Here is a 22,970-nt window from a genome sequence, read left to right as displayed (position 1 = left end):
TTTCAGATTTCAGTGTTTACCGGCGACTAGCTGCCCACCTCACCGCCATCCAGCCGGCGGATTGCCAGCACAGACGGGCGTGGTGGCAGTGCGGGGTCATTGTCCGGCCAGCGGTGCATGGGGGTGTCGTAACTGGAGTGGCGGCCATCTGCCGGGTGCTGCACGGATACAAACAGGGTCTTGCCGTCCGGGGTGAACTCCGGACCACAGATTTCCGCCCCCTCCGGGCAGCCGAAGAAATGCTTCGGTGCCGCACGCAGCTCCCCTTCCGTTGCCATCGCCCACAGGCCATCGTGAAAGTCGAAACTTTCACAGCCGTCGGTGGCTATCCACATATTGCCTTTGGGGTCGAAAGCGACGTTGTCGGGGTTGGCAAACCAGCCGTGCGCGGAAATGTTCCCGGGCTGCTGCTGTCCATAGGCGCCGCGCTCCCGTGGATCTTCCGCATTGGGGTTGCCGCCCAGCAGGAAGGTATTCCACTGGAAGGTATCACTGGTGTGATCCCGCTTGCCGAATAAGCCCGGCGGCACGATTTCCAGTACGTGCCCGGTGGTATTGCGCGCCCGTGGGTTGGCTGCGTTCTCATCGCCGGCCTCGCGCTTTTTGTTCTTGGTCAGCATTACATAAGTGCAGTCGTTGACCGGGTTGGTCTCCACATCTTCCGGGCGATCCATGGGGGTAGCACCGAGCAGTTTCGCCGCGCGGCGGCAGTCGATCAGTACGTCCGCCTGGTTGCGGAAACCATTTTCTTCGGTGAGCTGCCCCTGGCCAAATACCAGCGGCAGCCAGCGCCCGTTACCGTCTTCATTGAATTGTCCCGCGTAGAGTGTGCCTTCGGTCAGCAGTGCGCGGTTGTGTGCTGATTCGCCAGGGAGATAAACATTGTTCGAAACAAAGCGGTAAACAAACTGGTGCTCGTCATCGTCGCCACCATAGGCCGCGATCTGCTGGCCCGGCTTGCTGACCAGGGTAAAACCCTCGTGCTCGAATCGTCCGAGTCCGGTGAGCTTGCGCGGGGTGGCATTGGGATCGTATGGATCATATTCCACCATCCAGCCAAAGCGGTTGGGCTCGTTCGGTTCCACGCTGACATCGAAACGACGGTCATAATCTCCCCAGTTGCGATTGTTTTTGGCGATACCGAAGGCGTGGTGATTGCGCGCTTCACGCTCGTCGGCGACATCGTCGGGATCGCCCTGGAATGCGCCGCCGAACCCCTCTTCGGCAATCAGCACGGTACCCCACGGGGTCTTGCCGCCGGCACAGTTACCCACGGTGCCGAAGATGCGGCTGCCGGAGGGGTCGGCACTGGTTTTGAGTCGTTCGTCGCCCGCCGCCGGGCCCACCGCGTTCATCGCGGTCGTCAATGAAATACGACGGTTGTAAGGGCTGCCCTGTATCGGCTGCCAGCCACTGGCGGTTTTTTCGATTTCTACCACGCTGTGGCCGCAGGCCTGCTGCTCAATGGCGACCTGCTCGGCACTGGCACTGCGGTTGGCGGCGTCCTCATCTGGGTAACCCGGGAACATCAAATGCGGCTGGGTGTACTCGTGATTGACGCATAACAGGCCGCGCTCGCTATTGTGGCTCTGGCAGTGGCGATCGCCTTCCCCGGGGCCGGCTGTGTCATCCAGTGGCATGAACGCAATAAAGTCGTTGTTGTAGCCAAAGCGGCGGCCCTGTTCTGCCGGCGTGAGTGTCTCCGGCACGAAAGCTCCGGCAAAAGCATCCAGGGGGTCGCCCCAGCGCAACAGCAGGTCGGTGGTGTACTCATTCGGTACGTGGTGGTTGTGGTCGAGCAGGTGGGGAATTTCGGCGAAGCCTAGGTTGCTTTGCTCTTTTTCGATGCGTGGTCCACAACCGGGGAGAAGCCCCGCACCGGCAGTGGCGACACCAGCGGCGCCTATGGCCTTGAACAGTGTGCGCCGTGTGGAATCCTGTGGGCCATCGAGTCCCTGATCCTGTGCCTGGTCTTGTGCCTGTTGGTCTTCCGACATAAATCTCGCCTCCGGTGACAGCGGTCTTTTTAAATAATCAGACGCCACAATCCCGTGGCGGCCTGCTGCTTTTCCGTTAGCAAGGTTAGCTGCTGAATATGACAAATTTAAAAAAACGGTAACCCAATGGTCACACTGTGAGACTAGTCTCCGCCCCAAACAAAACTACCGCCAACAACACGAACGGGACGGGGAACATGACTAAGCCGGTATTCAGCCTGAAATTGGCAGCACCGCTCGCCGCAGCAATTATCAGCATCAACGCTGGTGCGCAAACTACGGCGCAAGAAAAAGAAAGCGAGCCGATGGAAACCATCATCGTCACTGGCCAGGCGGCAAACGCCCGCAGTGATATCGAGCGTCAGCGCGCTTCCAATAAAGTGGTTGCGGTACAGACCTCCGAGGCCATCGGCGAACTGCCGGACGCGAATGTTACCGAAGCACTGCAGCGTATGGCCGGTGTATTTATCGCCCGCGACCAGGGTGAAGGCCGCTTCGTTGGTGTGCGTGGTATCGACCCGAACCTGAATGCCTCCACCATCAACGGCATGAGCCTGCCAGCGCCGGAAACCGACAGCCGTGCGGTAGCCCTGGACGTCATTCCTTCCGATCTGCTGGCGAGCCTGGAAGTCTTCAAGACCCTGACCCCGGATATGAGCGCCGACTCCATCGGTGGTGCGATCGAAATCAAAAGCATCAACGCACTGGATAAAGACGGCCAGACCTACAAGGTCACCGTGGAAAACGGCTACGGTGAGCTGCAGGGCGAAAACAGCCCGAAAATCGCCGGTACCTACACCAATAAATTCGACCTGAATGGCCGCACCCTGGGGGTTGCCCTGGCCGCCTCGCACCAGACGCGCAAATTCGGTTCCGAAAATGTCGAAACTGATGGCGTGTGGGAAGAGTTCACCGCGCTGGACGGTAGCGAAGGCGTTACCGCCGCGGAAATCGAGCAGCGCGATTACACCGTTACCCGTGAGCGTACCGGTCTCGCAGCCAACTTCGATCTCGAACTCTCGGCTGGCCACCGGGTATACCTGCACTCCCTGTACTCGGATTTTTCCGATGAAGAACAGCGCCAGCGTAATTCCTACAAGCTGGACGAGGAAAACGACGATCCGGATACCATTTCTGAAAACGCTGTAACCTGGTCTGACGCCGCGCTGGAAAAAGAACTGAAAGACCGTTACGAGGAGCAGGAAATCCTGTCCCTGGTACTGGGCGGCGAGCATGACCTGAATAACTGGGGCGTGGAATACGCGCTGGGCTTCTCCCACGCGGAAGAATCCGAGCCGCACCGTCGCGACACCACCTTCGTACAGGAAGGCCTGGAACTGGGTTACACCAGCGCCGGTAAAATCCCGCAGATGTTTGCTGCCGATGCCAGTGCCATGGATGCCGCCAGCTATGAGCTGGACGAGCTGGTTGTCGAAGACAACTACACCGACGATGAAGAAGTCAGCTTCCGCATCGATTTCCGTCGCGACATCGAAGTTGCCGGCAATCCTTCTGAATTGAAATTTGGCCTGCACGAGCGTCGCCGCGAAAAAACCGGTGACTTGAACGCGACCATCTACGACGGTTTCGGTGATGATTTCACCCTGGCGGACTTCGCCAACAACAATGTCGATTATGGTTTGGGTACCTTCGGTCCGGGTATCAACCAGAGCGCGCTGAATGCCTTTATCGATGCCAACATCGGTAACTTTGAAATCGATGAAACTGATACCGCGCTGGATTCCGCACGTGACTACGTGATGAATGAAGACATTTCCGCGCTGTACGTGATGAACGACATCGACTTTGGTCGCGCCAACCTGGTGTACGGTGTGCGCTACGAAAGCACCGATTTCAGCGCTGAAGGTTACCGCGTTGCCGAATCCGGTGAAGCGATCGATGGCGCCGAAGAACTGGCGGAAGACGTTTATGTCACCGAGGTGAACTACAAGAGCGACTACAGCAAACTGTTCCCGAGTGTGAACTTCAAGTACGACTACACCGACAACATCGTACTGCGCGCCGCTTACACCGAATCGCTGTCGCGTCCTTCTTTTGGTGACCTGAACCCGTCAGCGGCGGAGATTGAATTCGACGACGGCGAGCTGGAAGTACAAGCGGGCAACCCGCAGCTGGATCCCTATGAAGCGCGCAACATCGATGTGTCTTTCGAGTACTACGCCGACGCACTGGGCATGTTCTCCGTAGGCGCCTTCCACAAGCAGATCGACAACTTTGTGGTGACTGCTGACGTTTCCAGCATTGCCGACTACAGCCAGTACGTGGGCAGCCTGGCAGTGGAAGAAGCGGAAATCTTCCAGCCGATCAATGGCGACCAGGCAACCCTGAACGGTGCCGAGTTGTCCTGGACCCGCGGTTTCGACAATGGCTTCCTGCTGCGTGCCAATGCCACCTTCACCGATTCTGAAGCGAACCTGGGACTGGGCGAAGATGCCGAGCGCGGCGACAAGATTGCGCTGCCTTCTCAGGCGGATGTGGTAGCGAACTTTATCGTTGGTTACGAGCGCGATGCCCTGAGCCTGCGCCTGTCCACTGCCTACAAAGGGGACCGCCTGCTGGAAGTGGATCTGGAAGATGAAGCCTACGACCTGTACGAAGACAAACACATGCAGATGGATCTCTCTGCCAAGTACCGTTTCGACAACGGTCTGCAGGTGTTCTTCAACGCGGTTAACCTGACGGATGAGCCTTTCTACGCCAACCGTCGCGGTTATAACGGCCAGTACGAAGAGTACGGCCCCAGCTATGTTCTGGGTGTGACTTTCAGCAGCCTGTAATAGCGCGCAAAAACTGCAGACAGCCCGGTTCCTATGGTGGCCGGGCTTTCTGCTATTTTTTTATTCTCGATTCCGTGGTCACCTGTTTGCCATATGACTGCAATATTGGCAGCGTATGTTCAGAGCATTGATTGCCGTTCCGGTTGGCCACCCAACAAGAAATTACACGACTATGGCGTTAAATTATTTCTCGAAATCCGCTGCCGCCCTGGCTGTTGCCAGCCTGCTCAGTGCTTGCGGTCCACAGATTGACCAGGAACAAGCCCGTAAAAGCGATGCGCTGTCGCCATCCAATGAAATGGCATTGTCCAATGTCGTCTCCAGCCAGCTGGCGCCCTTAACCCTTTCCGGTAAAGATTACCTGTTGCTCGCCAGCGAAAAGCGCGGACTGGTACTGGTAGACGCGCAAGGCGGTGAAAAGCTCGCGCTGGATGGCGGCAAGGTAGAACGCTTTGCCCTGCAGCAGCTCGCGGATGACCAGTGGCTGGTCGCGGTATTCGACGAAGACAGTGCCGAGCTGCAACTGCGTCTGCTCGATACCGATCAGGGTGCCCCGCGGATTCGTTATCTTGCCGCTATGGCGACCAGTGCACCGCAGGTGGCACTGTGCTTCTCCCGCCAGGCTGAGCGCACGCACCTGTTTGCCATCGATGAAAATGGTCTCGGTCAGGAATACGTCGTGCACCCTCGCGAGCAGGCCTGGGAATTTACCGAAGTGCGCCCGATGTATTTTGGCGAGCAGGTATCCAGCTGCGCGGTGGATGACCGCACTGGCAAGCTGCTGGTTGCGCAACCACCTCTGGGTATCTGGAGCCTGAATGTCGATGCAGAAATGGATGAGGACCGGGAAGTTTTTGCCGGGCCGGCAGATCTGGATGGCAAATACTTTGGTGGCCTGTGGCTGGACAGCGCGAGCGGTAACCTGTGGTTGACCGCGGACGATAAAGTACTGGCGTTCAACATGAATACTCCGGCAGAAGGTGCCGGGTTCAAGCGCGCGCTGCAGGACCTTGAGCCAGTATCAGCAGTGACCTACCAGGGCCAACTGTTGGCGCTGGAGGAAGAGAGTGATCGCGTGCAGCAGTTCCAGGTTGAGCTGCCACAACCCGCAGCGGAAATGCAGGCCTTCCGCGGGCCGGTGGAGATTCCCCGGGTACGCGCCAGTGGCCAGACGGCACCGGTTCAGTCCGGTGGCGATGCTGCCGACGATCCGGCCATCTGGGTCAACCCGGTCAACCCTTCGGCGAGCCTGATTCTCGGTACTGACAAGAAGAGCGGGTTGAGCGTATACAACCTGAACGGCAAACTGCTTGAGCATTTTGCGGTAGGCCGCGTCAACAACGTTGACCTGCGCCCGATCCTGCATGGCAAATTCGTCGCCATTGCCGCGGCCTCCAATCGTACCGATCCCGGTGTGAGCCTGTTCGGTATTACCGCTGCCGGCCAGGTAGAACACCTGGGCCTGCGTGACCTGGAAATGGAAGACCCCTACGGCCTGTGTGTGTACCGCAATGGTGCGGACCTGATGACCTGGGTTTCCGACAAAGAAGGCAACGTTCAGTTGTTGCAGATTGTTCCGGGTAAGGGCGATGTGGACTGGTCGCTGAAGAAGCGCGCCAACCTTCAGGTGAGCAGCCAGGTGGAAGGCTGTGTGGTCGACGATGAAATGCAAACCCTGTTCTTCGGTGAAGAAGACGGCGGTATCTGGCGACTGGATATTGCCGCGTTCCTGGGTGGTGAGGCGAAACCGGAGTTGATTGCACCGGTGGATGGCGAACGTCTTGCTGCCGACGTGGAAGGCATGGGTCTCTATCACGCGGGCGATAAGAGCTATCTGGTGGTGTCCAGTCAGGGCAACAACAGCTACGCGCTGTTCAGCCGCGATGGCAGCGAGTTTGTGGGCCACTTCAAGGTGGATATCAATCTGGATAAAAACCTCGACGGCAGCTCGGAAACCGATGGCCTTGAAGTCTCCAGTGCCGCGTTCGGGGATCAATACCCGCGTGGCTTGTTGGTGGTGCAGGACGGCCGCAACCGTATGCCGAGCCAGGCGCAGAACTTCAAGCTGGTGTCCTGGGCGGATATTGCCGATACCCTGAACCTCCAGTAACCGCCTTCAGCCCCTCCGGAGATGGAGGGGCTGATCCGATTCTTTCCTCAGGTATGCGACAATCCGCCGGGTTATTTTCCAGTCCCGGCGGTATTTATGCAGCGTATCCACTCCTCCCTGAATTCTGACCTTTCCTTTTCCCGAATTGCATTCGGTCTTTGGCGTCTCACTGACTGGGGTTATTGCCCGCAGGAGCGCCTGGCACTGTTTGAGCAGATGCTGGACCTGGGGGTTACTACGTTTGACCTTGCGGATATTTACGGTAGCTACCGCTGCGAGCAGTTTTTTGGCGAGGCGCTGAAGCTGAAGCCGGCATTGCGCGAGCGTATGGAAATCGTGAGTAAGTGCAGTATCCGCCTTGCGGGGGAGGCCTCGGGTGCGAGTATTAATCACTACGATACCAGTCCTGCACACGTGCGCCGCGCGGTGGAGACGAGCCTGCACGATATGGGTATTGAGCAGATGGATCTGTTGCTGTTGCACCGCCCGGATCCGTTGATGGATGCGGAAGCACTGGCTGAAGTGCTGGAGCAGCTGGTCGCTGAGGGCAAAGTAAAGCACCTGGGTGTGTCCAACTACCTGCCGCACCAGACCGATTTGCTGCAATCCCGCCTGTCGCGGCCGCTGGTGGCGAACCAGATTGAGGTGTCACTGCTGCACTCACAGCCGATGTTTGATGGGCAGCTGGACTACTGTCAGCAGCACAAGATTATCCCCATGGCGTGGTCGCCGTTTGCCGGTGGCCGTCTGTTTAGTGGCGAAGATGTGGATGCGGCCAGGGTACAGCAGAGCCTGCGGTTACTGTCTGAGGCTAGAGGGCTGTCTGCGGATTCCGGTGTTATGCAGTTGGCGCTGGCCTGGTTGCTGAAGCACCCCGCGCAGATGGTTCCGGTACTTGGCAGCGGCAATCCAGAGCGACTGGTTGCGGCGTTGAAGGCGCTGGATCTGGAGTTGGATCGGGAAGAGTGGTTTGAACTGCTGCGCGCTGGGCGTGGGCGGGATGTGGATTGAGCTTCGGCTTTTATGGGTATGGGGATGCGCTCTTAAACCGCTGGTGTGGCGGCGCTGCCGCCGGGGATTGATCCGCGAGACACGAGCTAGGCGCCCCCCCTTAACCCATCCCTGGGGGCTCTTCCGCGAGGTCCCTCTCGCGGAAGGTCTCGCGGATCAATCCCCGGCGTCATCGCCTTAACTCCACGGCCGAGCTTCGTAAGGTTGCAGGGATTGACAGAGATGATGCTCGCTTACGAAGCTCGGTAATTTGAATTTAAGCTGGAGTGCTGGGTATGTGCTTTTGAAAGCGTCGGCGACAGGGACGTCGCCGACGCAGCGTACAGGGATGTATTCACAGCGGTTTCAAAAGCACATACTCAGTGCTTCAGCGCCACTGAAGTAAGAGTAGAGCTCACTACTTGCGCAGCCAGATTTAACCTGCGTAAGCGTTCTCAGGTACCAGATCGTAATTCACATCGCCCATGTCGAACTGCTCCAGGGGAGCGAGGTGCATGGGGACGCGGTAGCAGCGCAGCAGGTTGTCGCCGCGCCAGTCCATTACGTCGAGGGAGTCGCCGGCGATGCTGTGCAGCAGGCGATCAAACTCGGTAACCGCCGACGCGATCAGGGATTTGTATTCCAGCTCGTCACCCAGCTTGATAAAGCGGGATTCACCATCCACCTGCTCGATGCGCAGCCAGCCTGGGCCACGCTCGGCACCGGTTACGCCGAGCACTAGTGGGCCCTGCTGATCCTGGCACAGGGGTGACAGGTCGTGGGTGGAAGGCTCGGCCTCCACCTCATTGCCAACCCACACCCACCCCGGCAGGCCGATGCGGGACAGGTGCCACTCAGACAGCCACACCGTCTGGTCGTCATCCACCCGGAATTCACTGTACTCACGCTGGCCGTTGCGGCTCGCCAGGTTCACGTTTGCCTGCGGGTTTTCCTTGCGGAACGTATGCAGTTGCTGGGTCATCTCGTAATTGACTTCCCAGTGTTTGCACAGACGCCACTGGATCGGGTACTCGCCCCACTCAACCAGGTATTCCTCCCGTTCGCGCAGTGTTTCCGCCACGCGCCAGAAAGCGCCATCAATCAGGATGTATGTATCGCCCGGCTTGCTGCCCGGGGCGATGATGCTGTGTTCCGGAGAGGCTTCGGAAGCGTTGACCACATGCTCGCTGCGGCCCTCGATCACTTCGTACCAGGGGAAACCATGGCGCAGGGGAGGGGGGAACGCGAGTGGCGGGCGGCCGCCTAACAGGCGGCGGAACAGCACCGACTTTTCTATTTCCAGATCAGACAGGGTGTAGCCTTCCTTCTGGGTAATCTGTCCCCAGGCAAAGGCCGCCCGAACTAGTTGTTTTTCTCTATCTGAAAAGCTCATGGCGTCGGTGTGTATAAATTATTCGAAATATCGCGACGGCAAACCTTACCACTGTGTGACAGCGTTCGCTATCGCAATTGCGGACAGGAGCTGCAGAAGACGCGCTCTTGGCGGCAGCGGTGGCGGGAAAAGTTCGGTAGACTGCGGAAGTTTATTCAGACTAACCGGGAGTGAATAGTGGAAGTAAGGAAGCATCCTGCTGGCACACCGTGGCGCCGGGCGGCGCTGGTGCTGGTAATTTCTTGGCTCGGCGGCATTGTGTCCGGGGGCAGTAGCGTATGGGCTCAGTCCGCGGAAGAGCGCGCGCCGGCGCCGGTTGCAGAAACCTGCCATGTCGACGGCTGGTCGGAATCGCTGCGCTGCTACGAGGTCGCGATGGATGACGGCGTGGCGCTGTCCGTGCTGGTCGCGCCGGCCGTCAATGCGGGACAGCACGAGCCCCTGTACATGCTCGCGGGTGGCCCGGGGCAGGCGGCCAGTCAGTTGACAAAGCTGCTGAATCCACTGCGCAAGGTCAACCGTGAACGGGATATCGTGATGGTCGACCGTCGCGGTGCAGGCCGCTCCGACGTGTTTGATTGTGGCCTGAGCGAAGACGCCTCCGAGCAGCTGGATCAGTTTGTCGAAAAGCTCGCAGCCTGTTACCAGGCATCCCCCGAGCGCGCAAAAAAGCTCAATAGCCGTCAGACGGTGGACGACCTGGAAACCGTGCGCAAGGCGCTCGGGCACGGGAAGATCTCCCTCTGGGGTGGCTCCTGGGGTACCCGCACGGCACTTCTGTACCAGCAGTGGTATCCGGAGTCTCTGCAAAGTCTCATTCTGGATGGCGTCGCGCCAATTGATACCAAAGTATTCCTTACCGCCCAGGTAGCGGAAGCGTCCCTTCAGCAATTGGCCGAGGCCTGCGCGGAAGATCCGGTATGCGTGGAGTTCGGGGACTGGCGCAGTGAACTCGACCGCTTACTTGTGACCTGGAGTGATGAACAGGCAGCGGCCTTTCCCGATCCAATGACCGGAATGCCGAGCGACGAGCCTGTGGAGTCGTGGATGATCGCCAGCGCTGTGCGCACGGCCCTCTACGACCCGTCAGCCTCGGCACAACTGCCATTTGCAGTGCACGAAGCCAACCGCGGGAATCTGTTGCCACTCTCCGGTCTGTTCGGGCTCTTTGCGCAAATGGAGGGCGTCATGGCCATGGGGCTGACCTTTTCCGTGGCGTGCGCCGAAGAAATGAACCGGGTTTCCGCAGAAGAAATTGCGGCGGATAGCGCCAATACCTTTATTGGCGAGTACTTCATTCGCACCTTTGTCGAAGGGTGTAAGCACTGGCCGGTAGAGCCGCGCCCCTATAGCGTGCCAGAACCGCGGGAGCACCCGGTGCTGCTGATCTCCGGCACAGCCGATCCCATAACCCCGCCGGGCTATGCCGATACGCAACTGGAATATCTGGCAAACAAGCAGCATCTGGTGGTCAGGGGCGGTGGGCATATCAATTCTGTTCGTGGCTGTATCCCGGATTTGATTCGCGAATTTCTCGATGAACCTGAAATCCCGCTGGATCCTGCGTGCGTGAATGGCATCGCGCGGCCACCTTTTATGGCGGCGGCTTATGGGCCGGCCATGGTATCGCCGGTGACGGCGGCAGCAGGGAAAGAGGCCGAAGCGCCAAAAACGGCAGAGGTGGAAACGGAGCTGCAGACCGCAGAGCAGTCGGGAGGTGACCAGTGATCAGTGTGGAAAACATCGGCAAGTCTTTTGCCGGCAAAGCGGTGCTGCGGGACCTCAGTTTTGACGTGCCCGATGGCAAGATTACTGCGCTGCTGGGCGCTAATGGCGCGGGCAAAACCAGTTGCCTGCGAATTATTTGCGGCCTGCTGCGGGCGGAGTCCGGGCGGGTGCTGGTGGGTGGTGTCGACCCGGCGGAAAACCCGCAGGGCGCGCGCCGCCAGTTGGGGGTGGTTGGGGATCGTGAAGGCCTGTACGAGCGCCTCACTGTAGCCGAATACCTGAAAGTGTTTGCGCAGATGCAGGGACTGACCGGCGGAGCGCTGCAGCAGGCACTGGAAGAAGTGCGCGCAGAGCTTGAGCTTGACGGTCTGTGGGACAGGCGCACGGGTGGTTTTTCCCAGGGGGAGCGGATGAAAGTTTCCCTTGCCCGCGCGCTGGTGCATCGCCCTCAACACCTGATCCTGGACGAGCCGACCAGGGGGCTCGATGTGCTTGCTGTGCGATTGCTGCGCAAAACCCTGCTGCGGTTGCGCGCCGCGGGAACCACCATTCTGTTTTCCAGTCATGTCATGCCTGAGGTGGCGGAATTGTCCGATACGGTGCTGGTTATGTCGGCCGGAAGTATTGTTGGCCGCGGCACACCGGCTGAACTGGCAAGTGAAACCGGCTGTGAGTCATTGGAAGATTCTTTCGTAGCCCTGGCCTATGGCGAGCGGCATACCCACAGGGAGGTAGAAATCGCATGAATAACGGAAATAAAACGCTTGGCTGGCGTCTGATGGTACCGCTCCTGCGCAAGGAGCTGCTGGAAGCCTGGCGCGATCGCCGGGCGCTGCTCACGGCGATCAGTTTCGCCCTGTTGTTCCCGGCGATGATCCTCGGCGGCACCACATTCATGCTGAAAAAACAGTCCGAGGAGGCGGCGCGTGTGGCACTGGTTGGTGGAGACTCGGCGCCATTGATCCAGAAGTACCTGCCGACCACCGGGATCAAAATGGATGCGCTCGCGGAAGGCGATCCGCAGGTTTTGTTGGCCGGGGATTACGACGTGGTACTGGTGGCCGCGGAGAACTTTGCCGAGCGCTACCAGGACTTCCGGGCCCCGCGGCTCTACCTTTATGTCGACACTTCAGATACGGATGCCGGGCGTGCCCAGCGCATGGTACAGGAGCGGCTCGCGCAGTTGCAGCAGATGGTAGCCGCACAGCGTTTGACGGCGCGGGGAGTTGCTCCGCAAGTGCTTGCGCCATGGCAGCTTGAGGTGCGCGACATGAGTACCCCGTCAAGCCGCGGTGCGCTGATCCTGGCCATGGTGCCCGGGGTGTTGATCATGACTCTGTTTATCGCCAGCCTCGCGACTTCCGTGGACACTTCCGCTGGTGAGCGCGAGCGTCTGAGTCTCGAGACGCTGCTGGTGCAGCCGTTGCCGGCGTGGCAGGTGATCGTCTCCAAGCTGCTGGCGGTTGCCAGTATCGGCTGGGTAGGTACCTTGCTCACAATTGGTGTCCTGGTGGCTCTGATGCCGATGATGCACCTGGAAGAGTTTGGGTTTCAGCTTGCCACTTCGCTGAGTGGCGTGATTGCGATGGGGCTGGTATTACTGCCATTGGCGCTGCTGGTTGCAGTCCTGCAGATTCTGCTGGCACTGCGCTCGCAGTCTTTCAAGGACGCCCAGACCCAGCTCAGTATTTTCCAGATAGCACCGCTGGTGGTGGTAATGGCGATCGACATGGCGCAGATAGATCTGGCTGGCGCCTGGCAACTGCTGCCTCTGGTTGGTCACCAGCAGTGGCTCCAGGGCTTGCTGGTGGGGGATTCCGTTTCTCTGCCGTGGATGCTGGCGGGTTCCCTGGTAACCCTGGCCGTGGTGGCTGTATCGGTCATTGCCGGTGCGCGTTCATTGAGCCGTGAAACCTTACTGTCTGCGGCCTGATCCTGGTCGCAGAAGCTTGATATGGGTGGTGGAAACATGACGCTCGAAGAAGCGGAAGGGCTGCTGACCATTAACCTCGCGGCCGTGGCGGAAAACTACTGTGCGCTGCGCGCGCGCCTGCGCACAGGCAGCCGCTGCGGCGCGGTGGTCAAGGCCAACGCCTACGGCCTCGGTGTGGAGCAGGTAGCGCCGGTACTGTATGCACAGGGATGTCGTGACTTCTTTGTTGCCACGCTGGCGGAGGGCCTGGCCCTGCGCGCGCTGCTGGCTGATGACGTGCGTATATCCTTGCTGACCGGCCTGCGCCCCGGGCAGGAAAAGGCCTGTGCGCAGGCCGGGCTGATTCCCTTGCTGGTGAGTACGGAGCAACTGCAGCAGTGGGTTGCGAAAACCTCCGCCAATGGGCAGGCCGCGCCCTGCGCACTAAAACTGGATTCGGGCATGACCCGCCTTGGTATGGGCGAAAGCGAATTCGCTCACTTACTGGCGCAACCGGAGCTTTTGCGCTCGGCCAATCTGTGCCTGGTGATCAGTCACCTTGCCTGTGCGGATGAGCCGGAGCACCCGCAGAATCGGCGCCAGCTCGAAAACTTTGCTCGGGAGGTAAAGGCGTTGCGGGCGATATGCCCGCAGGTGGAAAGCAGTTTTGCGAATTCATCGGGTATTTGCCTCGGCGAGGAATATCACTTCGACGTCGCGCGACCGGGTTCCGCGCTCTACGGTATCAACCCGTGCCCCGGGCAGCACAACCCGATGACGCCAGTGGTGAATTTGCGGCTGCCAATCCTGCAGTTACGGCAGGTAGATGGGGATGTGCCCGTGGGATACGGCGCGACGCAGACAGCTGTGTCTGGCAGCTGGCTCGCAGTCGTACGTGGCGGCTATGCGGATGGGGTATTGCGCGCGCAGAGCGGGCGAGGGTGCGGCGCGGCGGTTGTTGCTGAACCGGAAGGTGGTGAAAGCCGTATTGTGGTGCCGATGATCGGCCGGGTTTCCATGGATACCACGGTATTCGACGTCAGTACGCTGAGTGATTCCCAGCGTGCGCGCTTGCAAGCGGTGGAAATGCTCAATGACGAGCTGACCGTGGATGAGATGGGGGCTGCCGCAGGCACCATCGGATATGAAATTCTTACCAGTCTCGGCCACCGTTACTGTCGCCGCTACTGCTGATTTGTTGGAGTGACGAGTTTTGGCCCTTATCAAATCCGCTGAAAGCAAAGCGCTCAGCCAGATTCGCCCGCTGTTGCAGTTGCTTGCTGATGGCGAGGTTCACTCGGGGGAATCCCTCGGCGAAGCCCTTGGGGTTAGCCGGGCGGCGGTGTGGAAGCAGTTGCAGAAGCTGGAGCAGCTCGGACTCGCGGTAGCGTCGGTAAAAGGACGCGGTTATCAGTTACCTGGCGGGCTGGACCTGTTGGATGCGGAATCGATTTCGTCCGGTCTTTCCGCCGCAGCGAAACCTCTGTTGGGTGAACTGGTGGTGTACGACCAGGCAGATTCCACCAATGCGCGGGTGCTCGCGGCGTTGGATTCCGGAGTTGGCCATGGTCAGGTCGTGCTGGCTGAGCAGCAAACTGCCGGGCGCGGGCGCAGAGGGCGCAGCTGGGCGAGCCCTTTTGCCGGTGGTATCAGCCTGTCTATTGGCTGGCAGTTCCAGGGCGGCGTGCAATTACTGGAGGGGCTCAGTCTGGCTGTGGGTGTTGCTCTCGCACGCGCACTGGAGAAGTTTGCGGTTCCCGGTGTCCGCCTGAAATGGCCGAACGATGTCTGGTGTCAGGGGCGCAAACTGGCAGGGGTGTTGCTTGAGTTGAGTGGTGACCTGACCGACCGTTGCGCGGTTGTGGTTGGGATTGGCCTCAATATGCGCCTGCCTGCGGCTGCCGCAGATGCCATTGATCAGCCATGGATCGATCTCGAACAGGTGCGACCGGGAATTTCCCGCAACCAGTTGGTTTCTGAAATGCTTAATCAGCTGCTTGTGCTGCTTGAGTCATACCCCAAAGCGGGCTTCGGCCCCTGGCGGGAACCATGGCAGGCATTGGACCAGTTTGCCGGTGCCGAGGTCTGTCTCCAGTCCGCGCAGCAACGCTGGTGTGGGATCGAGCGGGGGGTTGATCAGACTGGTGCGTTGCTACTGGAGACGGACGGGGAAATTCGCGCATATCATGGCGGGGAAATTTCTTTACGCCCTGCTAGTGGAGGGAGTTAATGGGGTGTGGCTGTGATTCTTGAGCTCGATCAGGGCAATACCCGCTGCAAGTGGCGCCTGCTGGATGTCGGCCGGGGGGAGGGCACATCTGTTGTTGCGCGCGGTGTGTTGAGTGCCGACTTCTGGCAGATGAATAGTGTTTTCCCCGAGTTGTGGACTGCGAGTGCGGTCAACCGCGTACGCGTGGCGAATGTGGCTGGCCTGAATCGGGAAAAACAAATGGCCGCAAGGCTGTCGGAAGATCTTGGGTTAACCCCCGAGTTTGCCCGCGTTACCCCTCGCTGCTATGGGGTGACCTGTGCCTATCCCGAGCCCGGGCGCCTGGGGGTGGACCGCTGGCTGGCAGTGCTGGCGGCGCACAAGCGCGACCTGGGGCCTGCGCTGGTGGTGGACTGCGGCAGTGCGGTAACCCTGGATTTGCTTGGTGAAGGTGGCGCCCATCTTGGGGGCTACATCGTCCCGGGGCTCAGCCTGATGCGTCGCGCACTCTATCGCGATACCGATGCGGTCAAAGTTGATCCGTCGCTAGTACCAGGCATGACATTGTCTCCCGGAAGGGATACGGCTGCGGCGGTGAACCGTGGGCTGTCGCTGATGGTGCTGGGGACGATTGAACAGGCTTATGAAGAGCTGCGACGTGTGTGTCCGGAATCGGCGGCGCCGAATATATGGATGACCGGTGGTGATTCCGCATTCTTCTCAACCTTGCCTCCTCTCAATAGTTACCTGCGTCATCAGGTAGTCGATGACCTGGTCATGGAGGGGCTGGCACTCACCAACCCGTAATGTACCGGTATGCACCTGTCACCGCTTCACAGATTACTGGCTGCTTAGTTTGTACAATTTGTCATCGCATTCGCTTTTAAATTACAACGTCGGAAGAAGCTGAACTTCTATGCGCTGGATCGTCTTATTTTTAGTGCTGGCCAACCTTGCGCTGGGGGCCTGGTTTATGACGGCTGGGAATACGCCTTCCAGGTCCGCCAAGCCGATTGCTGAGCGGGGTGAGGAAGACACTATTGTGTTGGTTGGTGAGGCGTCACCTTCCCAGCTGCCGGCCAGGCCGCCGGTTGCGCCGGAAAAGCCAGGGCCGCAAACGCCGAGCGTGAGCGCACCGCAGGCTGATGCCGGACTATGCACCTTGCTGGGGCCGTTTGCCGAGGCGTACCAGGGGGAAGATGTTGCGCGGCGCTTGGGGGCACTGGATGTGCCGGCGAGTCTGCGCGAAATCGAGATGCAGGGACAGATGCGCTACTGGGTGTTTCTGGCGCCGCTGGGGTCTCGTCGGGAAGCCTACCGCAAACTGCGCGAGCTACAGGCCGCCGGTATTGATAGTTATGTAATACCCAAGGGGTCGCTGGAGAATGGCATCTCGTTTGGTATTTTCTCCGAAATGGAGCGGGCGAAATCCCTGACCGGCGACCTGCTGGAGCAGGGATTTGACGCCGAGTACCGGGAAGAGCCGCAAACGTATCTTGAGCGCTGGGTTGTTCTCGAAGGAGAGGAGCGGCTGGCGGAAGAATTCTGGCAGCAGCTTCAGTTGGATTATCCAGATCTGGATCGGCGTCAAAACCTGTGTAGCGAGATTCGTAGCCCGGCCGACACCGACGAGTAGTCTCGAGCGGTCGGGTTGTTGGGAGCCTGGGTAAATGTATCTCCACTGCAGGAAGAAAAAAACGAAAAACCCTGTTGCGTGTGAAGATCAGTTCCCCTAGAATCCCGCCTCCACTTAAGGGGGAGATCAACAGCCCTTAGGTGATACTGCTGGCTTACGGGTCGCAGTAACTGGATGCTGGCGTAGCTCAGTTGGTAGAGCAGCTGACTTGTAATCAGCCGGTCGGGGGTTCGACTCCTCTCGCCAGCTCCATTTTCTTACAGTTCACATCTCGCTAAAGAATAGTTAGCTAAGTGTGTGAATTTTAAAGAAAAAATTGTTGACAGGTCACAAGGTGGTGTGGAGAATACGCACCACTTTCAGGGCAGGGGTTCCCGAGTGGCCAAAGGGATCAGACTGTAAATCTGACGCGCAAGCTTCGGTGGTTCGAATCCACCCCCCTGCACCATTATTCAGGCTTCGAGCTTGGCTCGAGGTTGAAGGTAGAAGAGGTTGTTTGGTCTTCTGTCTTGAATGTTTCGCACGCGATAGCGCGGGCATGGTTCAATGGTAGAACCTCAGCCTTCCAAGCTGATGATGCGGGTTCGATTCCCGCTGCCCGCTCCATTTTATAGTGCGGAGCTTGGTTGGAAAGCCGCTTGAGATTTTCTCGGGTGGTAGCGCAGGCGGCCCCGCTTGTGTGCCGGCAGGCAAGTGTCGGTTTTGGAGTAAGCTCATGTAGCTCAGGGGTAGAGCACACCCTTGGTAAGGGTGAGGTCGGCGGTTCAAATCCGCCCATGAGCTCCATTATTCATAACCGCGGTGACCTGTGTCTCCGCGGTTATTTGTATCCAGGGTATTTGCCTTTTCGGTTGGTCTGGATGCGCCGGTTCCCGACTAGGACTGCGGGAGCTGTTCTTGTAAAGGTCGCTAGTTCGGCTCACGCGTATATTGGGAGGCCTGTAATGGCAAAAGAAAAGTTTGAACGTTCCAAGCCCCACGTAAACGTGGGCACCATCGGTCACGTTGACCACGGTAAAACCACTCTGACTGCTGCGCTGACTCGCGTATGTGCTGAAGTATGGGGCGGTTCTGCCGTTGCCTTCGACGGCATCGATAACGCTCCTGAAGAGCGTGAGCGTGGTATCACCATCGCTACCTCTCACGTTGAGTACGAGTCCCCGACCCGTCACTACGCGCACGTAGACTGCCCGGGTCACGCTGACTACGTTAAAAACATGATTACCGGTGCTGCACAGATGGACGGCGCTATCCTGGTATGTGGTGCGACTGACGGCCCTATGCCGCAGACTCGTGAGCACATCCTGTTGTCCCGTCAGGTTGGTGTACCTTACATCGTTGTATTCCTGAACAAGGCTGACCTGCTCGCAGAAGACTGTGGCGGCGCTGGCTCTGAAGAATACGAAGAGATGATGGAACTGGTAGAGATGGAGCTGCGCGAGCTGCTGGATCAATACGAATTCCCGGGTGACGACACTCCGATCATCGCTGGTTCTGCTCTGATGGCGCTGAACGGCGAAGACGATAACGAACTGGGCACCACCGCTGTTAAGAAGCTGGTTGAGACCCTGGACGAGTACATCCCGGAGCCGGAGCGTGCGGTAGACCTGCCGTTCCTGATGCCGATCGAAGACGTATTCTCCATCTCCGGTCGTGGTACCGTAGTAACCGGTCGTGTAGAGCGTGGCATCATCAATACTGGCGACGAAATCGAAATCGTTGGTATCAAAGACACCACCAAAACCACCTGTACCGGTGTTGAGATGTTCCGCAAGCTGCTGGACGAAGGTCGTGCTGGTGAGAACATTGGTGCGCTGCTGCGTGGCACCAAGCGTGACGAGGTTGAGCGTGGTCAGGTACTGGCTAAGCCGGGCTCCATCACTCCGCACACCAAGTTCGAAGCGGAAGTGTACATCCTGTCCAAGGACGAAGGTGGTCGTCACACCCCGTTCTTCAAAGGCTACCGTCCGCAGTTCTACTTCCGTACCACCGACGTAACTGGTGCGTGCGAGCTGCCGGAAGGCACCGAAATGGTAATGCCGGGCGACAACATTCAGATGACTGTAACTCTGATTGCTCCGATCGCCATGGAAGATGGTCTGCGCTTCGCGATCCGCGAAGGTGGCCGTACCGTTGGTGCTGGCGTTGTAGCCAAAATTATCGAGTAATCGGTAATTGCAGTGTGATCGCAAGCGAAACCTTGCGGTCACACTTGCAAAATTCGAGGATGCTGGTATTCTCCGCTCCTCGTTTTTCAGGGTGGCGCATTAAGTTGTCTTCCTGAATGTGTTCCAGGCCAGTAGTTCAATTGGTAGAGCACCGGTCTCCAAAACCGGCTGTTGGGGGTTCGAGTCCCTCCTGGCCTGCCAACTTCAAGATGCCCGCAAGGGGCCTGCAGTTGGGCTATCCTGTACTGCTGTCGCTCTTTGTGGTCGTGGGCAAAAAAGGCGCCAGTGGTATTAGAGGCGCGCTAAAGGCTTCTCTGTATGAATGCTAAAGTAGAGGCGAAAACTTTTCGTCTTGACGGCCTGAAATGGCTGCTGGTGGCGCTGCTGGTTGGCGCTGCTGTTGCGGGCAACTCCTACTACGCTGAAATCCCCCTGCTGTATCGCGTGCTGGCAATTGTTGTGCTTTGCCTGTCGGCGGTATTTGTGGCGGTGCAGACTGCCAAAGGTCACGCTTTCTGGAGCCTGTTGCGCGAAGCGCAAAATGAAGTTCGTCGTGTAGTGTGGCCGACTCGCCAGGAAGCGACCCAGACCACCCTGATTGTGGTGGTGTTTGTTCTGCTTATGGCAGTCATTCTGTGGGCGCTGGATTCCGGTCTCGGTTGGGCTGCCTCCAAGATCATTGGCTAAAGGTTAATCCATGGCAAAGCATTGGTATGTAGTTCAGGCTTACTCCGGTTATGAGAAGCGCGTTGCGACCTCTCTGAAAGAGCGCATTGAGCTGCACGAGATGGATCACCTTTTTGGTGATGTTCTGGTTCCCACTGAAGAAGTGGTTGAGATGCGTGCCGGCCAGAAGCGCAAGAGTGAGCGCAAATTTTTCCCGGGTTATGTCCTGGTTGAGATGGAGCTCAATGACGATACCTGGCACCTGGTGAAAGAAACGCCGCGAGTGCTGGGCTTTATCGGTGGTAAGGCGGACAAGCCGGCCCCGATTACTGATCGCGAAGCACAGGCAATCCTGAATCGTATGGACGATTCGGTTGATAAGCCGAAGCCCAAGACCCTGTTTGAGCCGGGTGAGATGGTGCGTGTTATCGATGGTCCGTTTAATGATTTCAACGGTGTGGTTGAAGAGGTCAATTACGAGAAGAGCCGCCTGCGCGTGGCAGTATTGATCTTCGGTCGCTCGACACCGGTAGAGCTGGAATTCAGTCAGGTAGAAAAGAGCTGATTTCGAGCTGAAAGGATTCGGCCCTCTTTCGCCTTGAGCGGAAGGGGGCTTTCGCGTCCCTGGAAACTGAGTGTCAGTTTTGCGGGGTGAACAGGGGAGCTGAGCGCTGCATGTTTGTATAAGTGTACAGCGCAGGCGTTACCACCCAGTTAAAGAGGAAGCTGTAATGGCTAAGAAAATCGAAGCTTACATCAAGCTGCAAGTTAAGGCCGGTCAGGCCAACCCGAGCCCGCCCGTCGGCCCTGCACTGGGTCAGCACGGTGTAAACATCATGGAGTTCTGTAAAGCGTTTAACGCACAGACCCAGGGTCTGGAGCCGGGCCTGCCGGTACCGGTAGTGATCTCTGTATACAGCGATCGCTCCTTCACCTTCATCATGAAGTCGCCGCCCGCCGCGGTTCTGCTGCGCAAGGCTGCCAAGATCAAGAGTGGTTCCAGCCGTCCTAACACCGAGAAGGTTGGCAAGGTAACCCGCGCTCAGATCGAAGAAATCGTTGAGATGAAAAAAGCAGACCTGACTGCTGGCGATATGGAAGCAGCGGTACGTACTATCGCTGGTTCTGCCCGCAGTGCTGGTATCGAAGTGGAGGGTCTGTAAGTGGCTAAATTGACCAAGCGTCAGCGTGTAATCGCTGAAAAAGTGGAAGCTGGCAAGGCTTACAGCATCGAAGAAGCTGTTGCGCTGCTGAAAGAGTTCTCCAACGTTAAGTTCCCGGAAACCGTTGATGCTGCCATCAACCTGGGTATCGATCCGCGTAAATCCGACCAGGCTGTTCGCGGCGCGACCACCCTGCCGCACGGTACCGGTAAAGACGTTCGCGTAGCGGTATTTACCCAGGGCGCAAACGCCGAAGCAGCGAAAGAAGCTGGTGCAGACCTGGTAGGTATGGACGAGCTGGCTGCTGAAGTTAAAGCAGGCAAAATGGACTTCGACGTCGTTGTAGCTTCTCCGGACGCTATGCGTGTTGTTGGTCAGCTGGGTCAAATCCTGGGCCCGCGCGGCCTGATGCCGAACCCGAAAACCGGCACCGTAACGCCAGACGTTGCGACTGCGGTTAAGAATGCCAAGGCTGGTCAGGTGCGTTTCCGCGCTGACAAAGGCGGCATCATCCACGGTGGTATCGGTAAAGTTAGTTTTGACGCCAACTCTCTGAAAGAGAACCTGGAAGCGCTGGTTGCTGACCTGAAAAAGGCCAAGCCGGCTTCCGCGAAAGGCGTATACCTGAAGAAGATCACCCTGAGCACCACTATGGGCCCGGGTCTGACTCTCGATCAGGCTTCCCTGGACGTTAAATAACTTTCTTTGAAAGTTAGCACGTTCAGCTAAAGAACTTTGGGGTCCGCCCGGCTGTTTCGGCCGTCGGGCGGGCCGTCAAAGACCGTAGGTGCGGTGGGGTTTTGAGGTTTAAAAGTCCATCGCTTAATCCGGAATCCGGCCAGGTTGGCCAACAGGGTTCTGAGCCTACGCAGACGGTGTCGCCCAAACCAGTATTTTTACTGGATTTGAGCTTTATGCACCGGAACGGGTCGGGTTTACATGTAGTTCCCGGCCTTCATTCAAATCCAGGAGTGACACTATGGCTATTGGACTCGTAGACAAGAAAGCGATTGTCGCAGAAGTCCAGCAGGCTGCTGAGGGTGCTCTGTCTGCGGTCGTTGCGGATTCCCGCGGCGTAACCGTGAATGACATGACTGCCCTGCGCAAAGAGGCTCGCGAGAACGGCGTTTGGTTGAAAGTCGTCCGCAATACTCTGGCGCGTCGCGCTCTGGCCGGTACCGAATTCGAATGTCTCATCGAGAAATTCGTCGGTCCTAGCATCATTGCCTTCTCCAACGAACACCCGGGTGCCGGCGCGCGCATCCTCAAGGAGTTCGCCAAGGGCAACGACAAGCTGGAACTGAAAGGTGCCGCCTTCGAAGGCGTAGCTACTGACGTCGCACTGTTGGCAAGCCTGCCGACATACGACGAAGCTATCGCCAAGCTGATGAGCGTCATGAAAGAAGCGTCTGCTGGCAAACTGGTTCGCACTATTGCGGCCGTTCGCGACCAAAAAGAGCAGGAAGCTGCTTAATTGTTTCGCTAAAGCGAAACAGCAGTTTTTATATGAATTTACGAGCAGTTTGCTGCTCACACGAAATCAGGTACTAACTCATGTCTCTGACTAAAGAAGATATCATCAATGCGATCGCTGAAATGTCCGTTAAGGACGTTGTTGAGCTGATCGAAGCTATGGAAGAGAAGTTCGGCGTAACTGCAGCTGCTGCTGTTATGGCTGGCCCAGCTGGCGGCGAAGCTGCTGCAGAAGAAAAGGACGAGTTCGACGTAATCCTGACCTCTGCTGGCGAAAAGAAAGTGAACGTGATCAAAGTTGTTCGCGGCATCACTGGCCTGGGTCTGAAAGAAGCCAAAGCTCTGGTAGACGGCGCTCCGAGCCCGCTGAAAGAAGGCGCTACCAAAGAAGAAGCCGAAGCAGCGAAGAAAGAGCTGGAAGAAGCTGGCGCATCTGTAGAACTGAAGTAATTCGGTTTTACATTGCACCGCCAACGGCTGCTAAATCAACCGTTGGCGGAAAGGCTGGTGGACTTTTGTCCGCCGGCCTTTTTGCCGTTTGCGGCACCGCCGTTTTGACCGACGGTTTTTGTTAGAGAGGTTTGCGCACAGCGCAGCGCTTTAAACACCCTGTTTATTAAGCGTAGCTGCACTATGCAGAGACTTCTCGCCCGGACGAGTTACGTACTGCCGGCCTTTCGGCCGTAGCTCTAATGAAGTCTTGTCACTGATCAAGCTGGGGAATATG

The 22,970-nt window shown here is 58.0% G+C and carries 19 protein-coding genes and 5 tRNA genes; 22 read left to right on the top strand and 2 right to left on the bottom strand.

Annotated features, from left to right (window positions below; genetic code table 11):
* Window positions 1-26 precede the first annotated feature (26 nt).
* Entirely contained in the window at window positions 27-1,997 is a 1,971-nt protein-coding gene (locus LC093_RS15290; RefSeq protein WP_226666642.1) for a PhoX family protein, read from the bottom strand.
* Between the two features lie 197 nt (window positions 1,998-2,194).
* Here LC093_RS15290 and LC093_RS15285 point away from each other — a divergent pair, with 197 nt between their 5' ends.
* The 3 genes from LC093_RS15285 (at window position 2,195) to LC093_RS15275 (ending at window position 7,916) form a co-directional block, all read left to right on the top strand.
* A complete protein-coding gene (locus LC093_RS15285; RefSeq protein ID WP_226666640.1) occupies window positions 2,195-4,795 on the top strand; it encodes a TonB-dependent receptor in 2,601 nt (866 codons plus the stop codon).
* 172 nt (window positions 4,796-4,967) lie between these two features.
* Window positions 4,968-6,905 (top strand): phytase, encoded by a 1,938-nt coding sequence (locus LC093_RS15280; RefSeq protein ID WP_226666637.1) that lies wholly within the window; start codon window positions 4,968-4,970, stop codon window positions 6,903-6,905.
* A 96-nt stretch (window positions 6,906-7,001) separates the two neighbouring features.
* Entirely contained in the window at window positions 7,002-7,916 is a 915-nt protein-coding gene (locus tag LC093_RS15275; protein WP_226666623.1) for an aldo/keto reductase, read from the top strand.
* A gap of 415 nt (window positions 7,917-8,331) precedes the next feature.
* On the opposite strand, the gene LC093_RS15270 is transcribed toward LC093_RS15275, so the two are convergent.
* A complete protein-coding gene (locus tag LC093_RS15270) occupies window positions 8,332-9,288 on the bottom strand; it encodes a hypothetical protein (RefSeq protein ID WP_226666620.1) in 957 nt (318 codons plus the stop codon).
* A 177-nt stretch (window positions 9,289-9,465) separates the two neighbouring features.
* Here LC093_RS15270 and LC093_RS15265 point away from each other — a divergent pair, with 177 nt between their 5' ends.
* The 19 genes from LC093_RS15265 (at window position 9,466) to rplL (ending at window position 22,693) form a co-directional block, all read left to right on the top strand.
* Window positions 9,466-11,016: an alpha/beta hydrolase gene (locus LC093_RS15265; RefSeq protein ID WP_226666613.1), complete on the top strand. Its 1,551-nt coding sequence runs from the start codon at window positions 9,466-9,468 to the stop codon at window positions 11,014-11,016.
* A complete protein-coding gene (locus LC093_RS15260; protein WP_226666609.1) occupies window positions 11,013-11,762 on the top strand; it encodes an ATP-binding cassette domain-containing protein in 750 nt (249 codons plus the stop codon). Before LC093_RS15265 ends, LC093_RS15260 begins: the two co-directional genes overlap by 4 nt.
* On the top strand, window positions 11,759-12,949 hold the full coding sequence (locus tag LC093_RS15255) for an ABC transporter permease (RefSeq protein ID WP_226666600.1): 1,191 nt from the start codon (window positions 11,759-11,761) through the stop codon (window positions 12,947-12,949). Before LC093_RS15260 ends, LC093_RS15255 begins: the two co-directional genes overlap by 4 nt.
* A 36-nt stretch (window positions 12,950-12,985) precedes the next feature.
* The gene (alr, locus tag LC093_RS15250) at window positions 12,986-14,122 is read left to right on the top strand and encodes an alanine racemase (protein WP_226666594.1); all 1,137 of its coding nucleotides are present in this window, start codon (window positions 12,986-12,988) and stop codon (window positions 14,120-14,122) included.
* Between the two features lie 19 nt (window positions 14,123-14,141).
* The gene (gene birA / locus LC093_RS15245) at window positions 14,142-15,158 is read left to right on the top strand and encodes a bifunctional biotin--[acetyl-CoA-carboxylase] ligase/biotin operon repressor BirA (protein WP_226666592.1); all 1,017 of its coding nucleotides are present in this window, start codon (window positions 14,142-14,144) and stop codon (window positions 15,156-15,158) included.
* A 6-nt stretch (window positions 15,159-15,164) separates the two neighbouring features.
* Window positions 15,165-15,944, top strand: coding sequence for a type III pantothenate kinase (locus tag LC093_RS15240; RefSeq protein WP_226666587.1), 780 nt, complete (start codon window positions 15,165-15,167; stop codon window positions 15,942-15,944).
* A gap of 109 nt (window positions 15,945-16,053) precedes the next feature.
* Window positions 16,054-16,773, top strand: a complete 720-nt coding sequence (locus LC093_RS15235) for an SPOR domain-containing protein (RefSeq protein ID WP_226666581.1) — start codon at window positions 16,054-16,056, stop codon at window positions 16,771-16,773.
* Between the two features lie 176 nt (window positions 16,774-16,949).
* Window positions 16,950-17,025 (top strand) — tRNA-Thr (locus tag LC093_RS15230).
* Between the two features lie 112 nt (window positions 17,026-17,137).
* Window positions 17,138-17,221: transfer RNA gene (locus LC093_RS15225), tRNA-Tyr, on the top strand.
* A gap of 84 nt (window positions 17,222-17,305) precedes the next feature.
* Window positions 17,306-17,379, top strand: a tRNA-Gly gene (locus LC093_RS15220).
* A 105-nt stretch (window positions 17,380-17,484) separates the two neighbouring features.
* Window positions 17,485-17,559, top strand: a tRNA-Thr gene (locus tag LC093_RS15215).
* Window positions 17,560-17,717: 158 nt separating this feature from the next.
* Window positions 17,718-18,941: an elongation factor Tu gene (tuf, locus tag LC093_RS15210; protein ID WP_226666576.1), complete on the top strand. Its 1,224-nt coding sequence runs from the start codon at window positions 17,718-17,720 to the stop codon at window positions 18,939-18,941.
* A gap of 125 nt (window positions 18,942-19,066) precedes the next feature.
* Window positions 19,067-19,142 (top strand) — tRNA-Trp (locus LC093_RS15205).
* 117 nt (window positions 19,143-19,259) lie between these two features.
* Entirely contained in the window at window positions 19,260-19,628 is a 369-nt protein-coding gene (gene secE, locus LC093_RS15200) for a preprotein translocase subunit SecE (protein WP_226666574.1), read from the top strand.
* A gap of 10 nt (window positions 19,629-19,638) precedes the next feature.
* Complete coding sequence (gene nusG / locus LC093_RS15195) at window positions 19,639-20,172, top strand: transcription termination/antitermination protein NusG (protein WP_226666569.1); 534 nt, start codon at window positions 19,639-19,641, stop codon at window positions 20,170-20,172.
* Between the two features lie 166 nt (window positions 20,173-20,338).
* Window positions 20,339-20,770 (top strand): 50S ribosomal protein L11, encoded by a 432-nt coding sequence (gene rplK / locus LC093_RS15190; protein ID WP_226666559.1) that lies wholly within the window; start codon window positions 20,339-20,341, stop codon window positions 20,768-20,770.
* Window positions 20,771-21,469 carry a 50S ribosomal protein L1 gene (gene rplA, locus LC093_RS15185; RefSeq protein ID WP_226666556.1) on the top strand — a complete coding sequence of 233 codons (699 nt, stop codon included), beginning with the start codon at window positions 20,771-20,773 and terminating at the stop codon, window positions 21,467-21,469.
* A 280-nt stretch (window positions 21,470-21,749) separates the two neighbouring features.
* Window positions 21,750-22,244, top strand: a complete 495-nt coding sequence (gene rplJ / locus LC093_RS15180; RefSeq protein ID WP_226666553.1) for a 50S ribosomal protein L10 — start codon at window positions 21,750-21,752, stop codon at window positions 22,242-22,244.
* A gap of 80 nt (window positions 22,245-22,324) precedes the next feature.
* Window positions 22,325-22,693, top strand: a complete 369-nt coding sequence (rplL, locus tag LC093_RS15175) for a 50S ribosomal protein L7/L12 (RefSeq protein ID WP_226666544.1) — start codon at window positions 22,325-22,327, stop codon at window positions 22,691-22,693.
* Window positions 22,694-22,970: the final 277 nt, after the last annotated feature.

Origin of the sequence: Microbulbifer aggregans (assembly GCF_020524005.1) — a bacterium.
GTDB lineage: Bacteria > Pseudomonadota > Gammaproteobacteria > Pseudomonadales > Cellvibrionaceae > Microbulbifer > Microbulbifer aggregans_A.
The sequence above is the reverse complement of the archived record's forward strand: the minus strand, read 5'-3'. Positions and strand labels throughout refer to the sequence as shown.